The organism is Arthrobacter sp. Soil736 (assembly GCF_001428005.1).
GTDB lineage: Bacteria > Actinomycetota > Actinomycetes > Actinomycetales > Micrococcaceae > Arthrobacter.
This window is the reverse complement of record NZ_LMSB01000056.1, coordinates 199727-211702: the sequence shown is the minus strand read 5'-3', so window position 1 is coordinate 211702 and position 11976 is coordinate 199727. Positions and strand designations below refer to the sequence as shown.

At 66.2% G+C, this 11976-nt stretch carries 10 protein-coding genes; 6 read left to right on the top strand and 4 right to left on the bottom strand.

Annotation, left to right across the window (positions count from 1 at the left end; translation table 11 throughout):
* Positions 1 to 59: 59 nt before the first annotated feature.
* Positions 60 to 503, bottom strand: a complete 444-nt coding sequence (locus ASG92_RS24290; protein WP_056634627.1) for a hypothetical protein — start codon at positions 501 to 503, stop codon at positions 60 to 62.
* 78 nt (positions 504 to 581) lie between these two features.
* Positions 582 to 1130 carry a hypothetical protein gene (locus tag ASG92_RS24285; protein WP_056634624.1) on the bottom strand — a complete coding sequence of 183 codons (549 nt, stop codon included), beginning with the start codon at positions 1128 to 1130 and terminating at the stop codon, positions 582 to 584.
* A 124-nt stretch (positions 1131 to 1254) separates the two neighbouring features.
* On the opposite strand from ASG92_RS24285, the gene ASG92_RS24280 reads away from it, so the two are divergent.
* The 6 genes from ASG92_RS24280 to proC all read left to right on the top strand — a co-directional run bounded on the left by ASG92_RS24280 (position 1255) and on the right by proC (position 9670).
* Positions 1255 to 2910 (top strand): methyltransferase, encoded by a 1656-nt coding sequence (locus ASG92_RS24280; RefSeq protein ID WP_056634621.1) that lies wholly within the window; start codon positions 1255 to 1257, stop codon positions 2908 to 2910.
* A 141-nt stretch (positions 2911 to 3051) separates the two neighbouring features.
* Positions 3052 to 3744, top strand: a complete 693-nt coding sequence (locus ASG92_RS24275) for a winged helix-turn-helix domain-containing protein (RefSeq protein WP_056634616.1) — start codon at positions 3052 to 3054, stop codon at positions 3742 to 3744.
* A 126-nt stretch (positions 3745 to 3870) separates the two neighbouring features.
* The gene (topA, locus tag ASG92_RS24270) at positions 3871 to 6600 is read left to right on the top strand and encodes a type I DNA topoisomerase (RefSeq protein ID WP_056634613.1); all 2730 of its coding nucleotides are present in this window, start codon (positions 3871 to 3873) and stop codon (positions 6598 to 6600) included.
* Between the two features lie 199 nt (positions 6601 to 6799).
* Positions 6800 to 7249 (top strand): SseB family protein, encoded by a 450-nt coding sequence (locus tag ASG92_RS24265; protein WP_056634609.1) that lies wholly within the window; start codon positions 6800 to 6802, stop codon positions 7247 to 7249.
* Between the two features lie 79 nt (positions 7250 to 7328).
* Entirely contained in the window at positions 7329 to 8321 is a 993-nt protein-coding gene (locus ASG92_RS24260) for a Ppx/GppA phosphatase family protein (RefSeq protein ID WP_056634606.1), read from the top strand.
* 515 nt (positions 8322 to 8836) lie between these two features.
* Positions 8837 to 9670, top strand: coding sequence for a pyrroline-5-carboxylate reductase (proC, locus tag ASG92_RS24255; protein ID WP_056634602.1), 834 nt, complete (start codon positions 8837 to 8839; stop codon positions 9668 to 9670).
* A gap of 91 nt (positions 9671 to 9761) precedes the next feature.
* Here proC and ASG92_RS24250 read toward each other — a convergent pair whose 3' ends face one another.
* Positions 9762 to 10448 (bottom strand): TrkA family potassium uptake protein, encoded by a 687-nt coding sequence (locus ASG92_RS24250; RefSeq protein ID WP_056634599.1) that lies wholly within the window; start codon positions 10446 to 10448, stop codon positions 9762 to 9764.
* Positions 10441 to 11874, bottom strand: coding sequence for a potassium transporter TrkG (locus ASG92_RS24245; protein WP_056634596.1), 1434 nt, complete (start codon positions 11872 to 11874; stop codon positions 10441 to 10443). Before ASG92_RS24245 ends, ASG92_RS24250 begins: the two co-directional genes overlap by 8 nt.
* Positions 11875 to 11976: the final 102 nt, after the last annotated feature.

The following is an 11976-nucleotide window of genomic DNA, read 5'->3' as shown; positions in this document are numbered from 1 at the left end:
CTGCCGGCTGTGCGGGGCCATAGGCGGATTGAGCACCTGGCGCCGCGACGGACAGCGAGCTACTGAGTGGGGACCAGCTGGTACGCGTAGAGAAGCGGGGCGTCCACGCTGGACGTGCTGATCTCCACCGGCCCGGGTTCCGGCACCGTGATCTTCGCGGTTTCCCGGCTGCCGTTGCACGCTGCGCCGGCGTCCGCGAGGTCTTTTCCTGCCAGTGTCACGGCGAAAAACGCCTTGCCGCCGCCGTCGCACGTCATGGTCAGTGTGTAGCGGCCTGCTGGCACATTGGCGGCCTCGCGGATGATCCGGTCTCGGTTGAGAATCTTGCCGGCATCCTCGAGCACCGCGCCGCTGACGGACGGCAGCGCAGTGGCCCTCCACGCGGGCACGTCGGCGTTTTCGATCGAGACCACGGGGGAGCAGGCGGGCACCGCCAGCAAAAGGAGGGCAGCCGCCGCGGCCCCGGACAGGACACGGGGCATCGCAGGAGAACGTTCAGCCATGCCTCCTAACTTACCTGCTGCGACGGGCGCAACGATCGCTCCCGCAACTCAAGGACCGGCGGGCGCGCGATGCCCGGCTCAGCGTCCCCCATGCCGCGATCCCACGAAAGAGACAAGTCTGTCTGCCTCCGTCAGCGCCTTCGCCATGCCCGCGGAGGTGGCGAAGACCCGCTCGCCACGGGACTCGAGCTGAACCGGAATGACGTCGGCGCGGGCTGCGGGCGGGGGCTGGGAAGGATGCGTTGACGGCCAAGGCGTGTGGCCCGGCGCTGCGCTCGGTTCGCGATCGGCGCTTGCCTCCGAAAGCGTCAGGGCATCGATCTTGGCGCCGCCGATCTTGTCCAGCATCTGGTAGTCCTCGTCGGTGCAGAGATCGCTGGCGGCCAGGTGCTTGAGCGTGATCAGACCCACGACGGCCCGGCTGAAGTCACGGTCCATGGCAAGGTCGATGGCCCACTGCGTCCGTTGCCACCATTGATCCCGGCGGTCCGCTTCACGCCGTTGGGCGAGGGTCCGCCACGCTATCCATCCGGCGATGATGGCCGCCACAAGAGTGCTGAGGGGTGCGAATGCGGCCACGTACTCCAGCCATCCGGGATCAGCCGCCGCTGCCTGGGTTCCGAGCATGGCCCCACTTTAGCCTCCCGCCCCGACAAAATAGACCCAGCTAACTCGCCCACGCCAACCCGGCCAGGCCAACAGGCGGGACGCGCGGAATCCGACCACCGGGCCTGCGAAATAGACTTGCCCGGTGACTGAATCAACGCACTTCACGGCCGGAAACACGCCCGACGCCCCCCGCAGCGACCTCCCCGATCTCCTGGACGCCCTGGCCGCTGACCTGCGGGACGTCGGCTACACGCTGGACGGTGTCGCTGACCTGCTCGGCGCGTCGGCGAACTCGGCACTGAGCCGGGACCAGCTGATCCCTGCGCCGATCGTCACCGAAACGGCCGCCCACGGTGAGCCGCGCACGGCCGCGCTTGCCGCCGTCGTGCGTTTCTGGCTCCTGGCCGTTCCGCAGGCCGCGGCAGCGCTGGACGCCGCCCTGCCGCGCGTCCGGACGGAAGGGCTGGTGGCGCTGGGGCTGGCCGAAGCCGTGGAGGGCCAGATCGCGGCCGCGGCGGACCTGCGGCCTTACGGCTGGGAAGCTACCGCAGGGGAAGGTGCGTCCGGCAGCGGCGGTGCTGAACTCTGGGTGGCCAGCGACCTCGCCGCGCACCAGCGCCCGGGCGTGCTGCGGCACGACCACGTCCTCGGCATCGGGCAGGCCTCCACCACCTTGGTGCAGACCACCATCAGGCGGCACGCTGCCCGTGCTTTGGACCTGGGCACCGGATGCGGCATCCAGACCTTCCATCTCCTGCATCACAGCGAGCACGTCACGGCGACCGATATTTCGGAGCGCGCCCTCGCCTTCACGCGGTTCAACCTCCTGCTCAATGCCGAGGCGCTCCACGTGGATCGGGCACGGCCGGAGGACCGGGTGAGCCTGCGCCTCGGATCCCTCCTGGAACCCGTGGCCGGCGAGGAATTCGACCTCGTGGTGTCCAACCCGCCGTTCGTCATCACGCCCCGCAGCACCGGGGAAGCGGCCGCGGACCAATTCACGTACCGCGACGGCGGCCTGCCCGGGGACGACATCGTGGCGTCGCTGGTCCGGTCCCTGCCCGAGGTGCTCGCCCCTGGCGGAACAGCCCAGCTTTTGGGCAACTGGGAGATCACGGCGGGCACTTCCTGGGAGGAACGGCCGCAAAGCTGGGCCAGTCCGGACACGGACGTCTGGTTCATCCAGCGCGAGCAGCTGGGTCCTGAGCAGTATGCCGAGACCTGGCTGCAGGACGCCTCCGAAAACCGGGACCGGCGGCATTACCAGGACGCCTACGCCGCGTACCTGGACGATTTTGCCTCGCGGGATGTGGGCGGGGTGGGATTCGGAATGATCTGGCTGCGGCGGCCCGCCGGGGGACAACGGCGGGTTTGCCGGTTCGAGGAGATCACTTATCCGATCGAGCAGCCCGTGGGGCCGCACCTTGGCGCTGGCGTCGACCGCGCGGACTGGCTGGCCGGCAACGACCTGTCTGCGTCCCACCTGCTGGTCGCTGACGACGTCACCGAGGAACGCCACCAGCGCCCCGGCGCCGAACATCCCGGTGTCATCCTGCTGCGGCAGGGAGCCGGACTCCGCCGGACTAATCTCCTCAGCACCGAGCTGGCCGGCTTCGTGTCAGCATGCGACGGCGACCTCTCCGCCGGGCAGATCATCGGCGCCCTCGAGGCCCTGCTGGGCGGGGCGGACGGGTTCGAGGGCGATGCCTTCCGTGCCGGACTGCTGGCCGAAGTCGCGAACCTGGTCCGCGACGGCTTCCTGCTCCCGTCCGGCGGTGCCTCCTCCGGCGGTGCCTAGTGCGGTTCATAGTCCGGCTGCTTCCCTTAGCTTGCTGCCGCTAACCCCCTGGCCGGAGGTTCACTCCGGCGCAGCCGCCGTCGCCCGCGAGAATGTCAAACATTTCTTTCATAACTCATTCATGCTGGGTAGACTGGGAAAGTGAGTACTGAGACGCCCTCCGCGGAGCCGGCAAACACGATGACGCCCGGTGCGAATCCGGGATCGATGCGCAGGCCACGCCAGGAAAAGAAAGTGGAGATCACCGACCCCAAGGCAATCCGGGCGCTGGCCCATGCCGCGCGGCTCGAAGTGATTTCCGAGCTGTACTCCACCCAGACCAGCCGCACGGCCACCGAACTTGCCCAGCAGACCGGGCTGACGCCGAGTGCCATGAGCTACCACCTTCGCGCTCTCCAGAAGTGGGGGATCGTGGTGCCGGCGGAGACCGCCGGTGACGCCCGCGAACGCCGTTGGAAGGCGGCCGGCACGGACTTTGCCATCAACTCCGGCGGGCGGGTGGCCAGCCCCGAGTTCGCGGTGATCGACCTCGAGCTGGATGCCTTCCGCCGCCGCGCCCACGCCTACGCCGCGGTCCGGAACGAGCAGCGCCAGCGCGGCGAGTCTCCGGAGTCGTCGTCGGTGGTGGTCCTGGCCAGCAACCTCCTTTACCTGACGCCGGGGCAGCGCAGCGAACTCACCGGGAGGGTCTTCGAATTGCTGCGTGGATACGAGCTCGAGGACCCGAGCGTCATCCCCCCGGGAGCTGAGCGGACCGCCACCATGTGGTCCATGATTCCGGACGACCGCGCGGTGGCAGGGGCGGCCCGGAACGGTGCATCCGGCCGGAGCTGAGTAAGCCCGCTTGGCAGTGACGGTGGCCACCTCTTTTCCACATGACAGCGCAAGATTCTCCAAAATATGGTGAACTAGGCCAATATGGGCTCATCTGCCCGAGCAACCTTTTTCTGTAGGAGCACTGTGCCAAGCAAGGCCAAAACCGGCAAGAAACTCGTGATCGTGGAGTCTCCGGCCAAGAGCAAGACCATCGCCAAGTACCTGGGCGAGGGCTTCATCGTTGAGGCCTCCATCGGTCACATCCGCGACCTGCCGCAGCCGTCGGAACTCCCCGCGGAACTGAAGAAGACCTCCGTGGGCAAGTTCGCCGTCGACGTCGAAAATGGCTTCAAGCCGTACTACGTGGTGTCCCCGGACAAGAAGAAAAAGGTGGCCGAACTCAAGGCCCAGCTCAAGGACGCCGACGCCCTCTATCTCGCAACCGATGGGGACCGCGAGGGCGAGGCCATCGCGTGGCACCTGCTGGAGGTCCTCAAGCCCAAGGTCCCGGTGTACCGGATGACCTTCGGTGAAATCACCAAGGAAGCCATCCACCGCGCCATGGACAACCTGCGCGATGTCGATGCGGCCCTCGTTGACGCGCAGGAAACCCGGCGCATCCTTGACCGCCTTTACGGATACGAGATTTCCCCGGTGCTGTGGCGCAAGGTGGCGCGAGGCCTGTCCGCCGGCCGCGTGCAGTCCGTGGTGACCCGCATGGTGGTTGACCGTGAACGGGAGCGCATGGCCTTCAAGGCGGCGTCCTACTGGGACCTGACCGGGCAGTTTGGTGCCGATTCCGGCTCGTTCAAAGCGAAGCTCGCCGCGGTTGACGGCGCCAAGGTCGCCACCGGCCGTGACTTTAACGACGACGGCGAACTCACCTCCCGCAATGTGGCCCACCTCAACGAGGAACTCGCCACGTCCCTGGCGGCCGCGCTGCAGGACGCCGATTTCCGCGTCCGCTCCGTCGACACCAAGCCCTACACCCGCCGTCCGGCTGCCCCGTTCACTACGTCCACGCTGCAGCAGGAGGCGGGCCGCAAGCTGCGCTTCTCGTCCAAGAGCACCATGCAGGTGGCCCAGCGGCTGTATGAAAACGGCTACATCACCTATATGCGTACCGATTCGTCGGCGCTGAGCGACGAGGCCGTCACGGCCGCCCGGCGCCAGGCCTCCGAGCTGTACGGTCCCGAGTACGTTCCGCAGTCGCCCCGCGTGTACACCAGCAAAGCCGCGAACGCGCAGGAGGCCCACGAGGCCATCCGTCCCGCCGGTGACTCCTTCCGCACTCCGGCGCAGGTTGCCAAGCAGCTCAGCGGTGACGAATTCCGGCTGTACGAGCTGATCTGGAAGCGGACCGTCGCCTCCCAGATGGGCGATGCCAAGGGATCCACGGCCACCATCCGCCTGGGTGCCGTGGCCTCCGATGGCCGCGACGCAGAGTTCTCGGCCTCCGGCACCGTCATCACCTTCCCCGGCTTCCTCGCCGCCTATGAGGAAGGCAAGGACGAAAGCCGCGGAGACGACGAGTCCGAGGAAGCACGCCGCCTGCCCAACGTGGCCAAGGACGACTCCCTCACTGCATCGGACATCGTGGCCGTGGGCCACGAGACCTCGCCGCCGCCGCGCTTCACCGAAGCGTCGCTGACCGCCGAACTGGAAAAGAAGGGCATCGGACGTCCGTCCACCTATGCCTCCACGATCTCCACCATCCAGGACCGCGGCTACGTCCGGAAACAGGGGTCTGCCCTGGTTCCCAGCTGGATAGCGTTCTCGGTGATCCGGCTGCTCGAGCAGCACTTCCATGACTACGTGGACTACGAGTTCACGGCCGACATGGAAGGCGATCTCGACAAGATCGCCAACGGCCAGGCCGTTGGCTCCGCCTGGCTCAAGCACTTCTACTACGGCGAAGACGCCGATCCGGGCCTGCTGAGCATCGTGAACAACCTGGGCGAGATCGATGCCCGGGAAATCAACTCGGTGCCCATCGCCGAGGGCATCACCCTGCGCGTCGGAAAGTTCGGGCCCTACCTGGAAAGCTCCGTCCCCACGGTCGATCCCAAGACCGGCGAGGTGGTGGAGTCTGCACGCGCCAACGTTCCCGAGGACCTTGCCCCGGATGAACTCACCGCTGCCAAGGCCCTGGAGCTCATGGAAACCGCCGCGCCCGAAGAGCGGGTCCTGGGCGCCGATCCGCACACCGGACACACCGTGGTGGCGAAGAACGGCCGCTACGGCGCCTACGTCACCGAGGTCATTCCGGAGATGACGGAGGAGCAGCTGGCCAACCAGCCTGTTGAGTACTACAAGAACGGCAAGCCGAAGCCGCCGAAGAAGCCGGTGAAGGCCAAGCCGCGCACCGGCTCGCTGTTCAAGTCCATGACGGTTGATTCCATCACGCTGGACGAGGCCCTGCAGCTCATGAGCCTTCCGCGGGCGCTGGGCGAGGACGCCGAGGGCCACGTGATCACGGTCCAGAACGGCCGCTTCGGACCCTACCTGAAGAAGGGCACGGACTCGCGCTCCATCGGCTCGGAAGAGGAAATCTTCACCATCACGCTGGAGCAGGCACTGGAGATCTACTCCCAGCCCAAGCAGCGCGGTGCCCGCGCCGCCGTGCCGCCGCTGGCGGAGTTCGGCCCGGACCCGGTCTCGGAGAAGAACATCGTGGTGAAGGAAGGCCGCTTCGGGCCCTACATCACCGACGGCGTCACCAACATCACCGTGCCCCGGAGCACCTCGCTGGAGGAACTGACGCGGGAGCAGGCTGTCGAACTATTGGCGGAAAAGCGGGCCAAGGGCCCGGCCAAGCGCACCACCACCACCACGCGGAAGGCCCCCGCCAAGAAGGCAGCGGCCAAGAAATAGGGCGTGCCCGGCTCGGGACCCGAGCCATCCTCGGCGTGCTCGCTCGTTCTCCCCACCGTCTCCCTAACCGAGCTTGCGAGGTTAGGGTGCGGGTGGGGGAGCGAAACCTGGGGTCTCGACACGCTCGACCGGCGTTACGTGGCTGGAGCGCGGGCAGGCCGGAATTGCGCCGCTGTGCTCAACGTGGTCGAGTAGATACATGACTGAACAGCCCGGACCCGCAGACGCCACGCCGCTGAACGACCTCGAGGAGAAGCTGTCCCACGGGGACCAGCCGGACGCCAACCCGGTGGACGTCATCCTCTCCTTCCTCAACAACGAGGTCTACATCATCAGCTCCGACGCCCTCGAAGGCGAAGACTCCCAGGTCGAGCCGCTCGTGCTCGGCAACGCGGAGGGCCAGCCCGTCCTGGCCGTGTTCTCGCATCCCAGCCGCGTTGACGGGCAGTACCTTGAAGCCGCCCCGAACGTGCTGGGCACGCAGGGCGCGGCGATCATCGCGAACATCGGTGACGAACTCGGCATGGTCATCAACCCGGGCGCCGCCTACGGCTTTGAGATCAACCCGGAGGGCATCGCCAACATCAAGCGGGACTTCAAGCGCGCCGACGAAGCTGACGCCAACCCCGCCGGCCTGGAAGGCGAGTAGCCCGGCTCCGGGAACCGTGACTCCCGAAATGTGATTGCCCGATTGCAGCTGCTGCGCCTCCGGGGGGAATAATGGCAGGATGCGGCTAGGCGTCCTCGATATCGGGTCCAATACTGTCCACCTCCTGCTCGTGGACGCCCACCCCGGCGCGCGGCCGGTACCTTTTGCTTCACATAAGCGACCGCTATCGCTCGTGCAGTATCTCGACGGCGACGGCAACATCACCGACGCCGGCCAGCATGAGCTGACGGAGTTCGTCCTGGAAGCCTGGGAATTCGCCGCCAGGCACAAGGCGGATGACCTGCTGGCCTTTTGTACGTCCGCCATCCGCGAGGCCACCAACGGCCCCGCCGTGCTGGCACGCGTCAAGCACGAAACCACGGTCACCCTGCAGGAACTGACCGGCAGCGAGGAAGCGTCCATGACGTTCTTCGCCGTCCGCCGCTGGTACGGCTGGGGTGCCGGCCCCATCCTGAACCTGGACATCGGCGGCGGCTCCTTCGAAATGGCCTCCGGGCAGGACGAGCTGCCGGAGCTGGCCACCTCAGTGCCCTTGGGCGCCAGCCGCCTAACGCGGGACTGGCTGCACGAGGACCCTCCCTCGGCGAAGAGCGTGAAGGAACTCCGGCGCTACATCCGTGCAACCCTCAAGCCGGCGGCCCGGCGCTTCGACGCGGTCGGCCGTGCCAATCTGGTGGCCGGGACGTCCAAGACGTTCCGTTCGCTGGCGCGGATCGCAGGAGCGGCGCCCAGCGGGGCCGGTCCGTATGTCAAGCGCGAACTGAATGCCACGGACCTCGGAATCTGGGCGCAGCGGATTTCGGCCATGAAAACGGAGGACAGGCTGCACCTCCCGGGAGTCTCGGAAGCCCGTGCCAACCAGCTCCTCGCGGGGGCTCTCGTGGCTGAGGCGGCCCTCGAGCTCTTCGCATTCAAAAAGATCAGGATCTGCCCGTGGGCCCTCCGCGAAGGTCTCATCCTGCGCCGGCTGGACCAGCTGGTCTTTGACGGCCCGCTGGAACCGGCCCCGCACGTCGGGGCCCAGCAGCCCGCGACGCTGCCCGCCGTCTAAACGATTGACGTCATAAGCATCCAAAGGTGACGTCTTAAACGCGGAAGCGTCGGACGTTAAACGAGGAAGCGCCGGACGGTTTCGCAGAAGGAGCTGGGGGGAACACTCCTGCAACCGACCGGCGCCGCGCCAGTCCCTGGGGACCGGCTCCATCACTCGCACCTTGTGAGGCGTTAACGACACTAACGAGCGAATTTGAGTGTTCAGCGGGTTTTTCCTGAGTGCCCGCTGGGAATCCGGCCGGCCTGCGCCTCCGAACCATAAAACCCGCGCCTCCGGACCTTAAAGAGCCTTAAAAGCGAAGGCACCGACGGCCTGCTGCAGGAAAATGGGTAAAACTGCTGCAGTCCGTCGGTGCCAGGCAAACATCCCCATGCTTGCCTCATCACTCGCACCCTCAATGAGGTAATAACAAAGCTAGGGCCCTAAATTGTGTGAAAGCTGCGGCCAACATGTGAGCTTCCTGTGAATGGCGCCCGCCTGCATCAAGGCTGGTGAACTGCAATGATGGAGCAATGAGCAACCGAATCGCATTCCTTGGCTGTGGATCAATGAACGAGGCCATCATGGGCGGCCTCCTCGAGGGGGGCACAAACCCCATGGACGTCGTGGCAACAGTGCGTCGTGCCGAGCGGGCCGCCGAGCTGGCGCAGCGCCACCACGGCATTACGGCCATCGCCGGAGAGGAAGAACCTGACAACAACAAGCAGGCGGCGAAGGGTTCCGGCGTCGTGATTCTCGGCGTGAAGCCGGTGGGCATCGCCGACCTGGCGCGCGAAATCAGTGGCTCCCTTTCCCCCGATACGATCGTCATCAGCGTCGCCGCCGCCGTTTCCATTGCCCAGCTTGAAGCCGCCCTCCCGCCGGGCCAGCCCGTGATCCGGACAATGCCCAACACTCCGGCGAAGCTGGGCCGGGGAGTGGTTTCCGTGTCCGCGGGCACCAACTGCACGCCTGAGCAGCTCCAGCGGGCGAAAGATATCCTCTCCGCGGTGGGAACCGTCGTCGAAATTCCGGAAGAGCAGGTGGACGCACTGGGCGCAATCAGCGGTTCCGGCCCCGCCTACGCGTTCTACCTTGCGGAGGCAATGGCGGCTGCGGGGGTGGAGCTTGGACTCGACGAGGAACTCTCGCTCCTGCTGGCACGCGAAACCGTTGCCGGAGCAGGGTTCATGCTGGCGGAACCCGGCGCCGTGCCGGCTGCCCTGCGCAAGGCCGTGACCAGCCCGAACGGCACCACCGAACGAGCCATTGCGACGTTCGATGAGCGCGGGATGCCGGCAATCATCGCGGCGGGCGCACGTGCCGCGGCCGACCGCGCCGCCGAGATGACGAAGCAGCTGGGCTAGGCGCCCCAACCACAAACCAGGCGGCACAGACCAACCCGGGCACTGCGGTGCCCGGGTTTGTCTGTGTTGGAGGGCTTGGAGTCGCGGCCGGCTACGGGCGGGCGGCGAAGCGCTCCAGCAGGTCTACGTGCCCCGAGACGATCAGCATGTCGCGGCCGGATACCTTGGTTTCCGGCCGGGCGTAGGTGAAGTCCTCGCCTGGGGTCTTCACCCCCACAATGGTCACGCCGTATTTGGAACGGACCTTGGACTCTTCGAGGGTAAACCCGACAGTTTCCCGGGGCGGGTACATCTTCACGATCGCATAGTCGTCGTCGAACTCGATGAAGTCCAGCATCCGTCCGGACACCAGGTGCGCGGCACGGACGCCGGCGTCGGCCTCGGGGTAGATCACGTGGTTGGCGCCGATCCGGGTGAGGATCTTGCCGTGCGACGGGGTGATGGCCTTGACCCAGAGGTGCTGGATCCCGAGGTCCACGAGGTTGACGGTGATCAGCACCGAGGATTCGATGGACGTGCCGACTCCGACGACGGCGGAGCTGAACTCCTGCGCCCCGAGCTGGCGAAGGGCATCGATGTTGGTGGCGTCAGCCTCCACCACGTGGGTCAGGACGGGCGCCCACTTCTGCACCAGGGTGCGGTCGCGCTCGATGGCCAGCACTTCGCGCCCCTGCTTGACCAGCTGCTCGGCGGTCGAAGAGCCAAAACGGCCCAGCCCGATCACCAGGACGGGGGCATTGTGGGCGGGGCGATTTACGGCGCCTGAGGGATCAGCCAATGATGGGCCTCTCTTCCGGGTAGTGGTAAAGCTGGCTACGCTGGCGGAGGGCCAGGGCAGCGGCTAGGGTTACGGTGCCGACGCGGCCCGCAAACATCAGAACGGACAGGACATACACGCCCGACGGCGGCAGCTCGGCACTGAGGTTGGTGCTGAGCCCCACCGTGGCAAAGGCTGAAATGGTCTCAAACAGCACCCGGTCCAGGGAAGCGCCGCTGATGTGCAGGAGCAGGAACGCCGAGACGGACACCAGGGTCGCGCCGGCGACGATCACCGAGATGGCCACCCGCATGGTTCCCTGCGGGATGGTGCGGCCATAGACCTTTACGTCGGCGTCGCCGCGGGCTTCGGCAACGATTGCCAGGAACATCACGGCGATGGTGGTCACCTTGATGCCGCCGGCCGTGGATGCCGAACCGCCGCCGGCGAACATCAGGGCATCACTCAGGAGCATGGTGGTGGAATCCATATGGTTCTGGTCCACCAGATTGAAGCCCCCGGACCGGGTCATGACGGAGGCAAACAGCGAGTGCGTGATCTTGTCGCCGAGGGCCATCCCTCCGATAGTCCGGACGTTGTCCCATTCCATCAGCCCCCACAGCAGCGTCCCGGCGGCCAGCAGGATGAACGACACCTGGATGGTCAGCTTGGTGTGCAGGTTCCATTTCTTCCAGTTGAGGCCGTTCTGCTGCAGCACCATCACTACCGGGAAGCCCAGGCTGCCGAGGAAAACGCCCAGCATGAGCGGAATGAGGATCCACAGGTCTGTCTCATAGGGGACGATGCCGTCCGAGTGCGGGGTGAAACCGGCGTTGTTGAAGGACGAGATCGAGTAGAAGACGCCGTGCCACACCGACTGGCCGAAGCTTTCGCCGAGCGTCAGGAAGCGGGGGATCAGGGCAAGCGCGAGGACACCCTCAATCACCACGGAAGTGGTGATGACGATCCGCAGCAGGGTGCCCACTTCGCCAAGGCGGCCGGCATTGTTCATGGCTTCCTGGGCGATGAGCTTGCCGCGCACGCCGAGCTTCTTGCTGACCATGAGCGCCAGCAGCGAGGCCAGGGTCAAGGTGCCCAAGCCGCCTACGAAAATACCGATGAGGATGACCAGCTGGCCAAAGAAGGACCAGTGCGCGGCGGTGGACACGACAGTCAGCCCGGTGACGCAGACTGCGGACACCGCTGTGAAGAGGGCCTGGTGCAGGGGAGTGAAGTCGCCGGTGGCGGATGACGCCGGCAGTGAAAGGACCGCGGTGAACACGAGGATCGCAACACCGAACGCAGTCAGCGCCAGCCGCGCGGGTGAGGTGTTGGCGATGTTGTCGATGAAGTCGCGGATGCCGGTGAAGATCCAGAGGCCCTCACGCTCCGGCATGCCGGGGTGCCAGTTAGCCGGGCTCTTGGACCTCGGCTGGCTTTGCGTCATGTGCGGCTTTTCCTCGGTAGAAACGGCTTCCTTCAGTAGTAAACCACTATATTCCGCGCATGACCGGGAATCCCGGGTACCGGGCTCGGGTAGCCTGTCCTT

Excerpts from the sequence above, each read along its gene's own strand:
- ASG92_RS24290 (WP_056634627.1), bottom strand. The coding sequence starts at position 503 with ATGGCTGAACGTTCTCCTGCGATGCCCCGTGTCCTGTCCGGGGCCGCG.
- ASG92_RS24285 (WP_056634624.1), bottom strand. The coding sequence starts at position 1,130 with ATGCTCGGAACCCAGGCAGCGGCGGCTGATCCCGGATGGCTGGAGTAC.
- ASG92_RS24265 (WP_056634609.1), top strand. The coding sequence starts at position 6,800 with ATGACTGAACAGCCCGGACCCGCAGACGCCACGCCGCTGAACGACCTC.
- ASG92_RS24260 (WP_056634606.1), top strand. The coding sequence starts at position 7,329 with ATGCGGCTAGGCGTCCTCGATATCGGGTCCAATACTGTCCACCTCCTG.
- proC (WP_056634602.1), top strand. The coding sequence starts at position 8,837 with ATGAGCAACCGAATCGCATTCCTTGGCTGTGGATCAATGAACGAGGCC.
- ASG92_RS24245 (WP_056634596.1), bottom strand. The coding sequence starts at position 11,874 with ATGACGCAAAGCCAGCCGAGGTCCAAGAGCCCGGCTAACTGGCACCCC.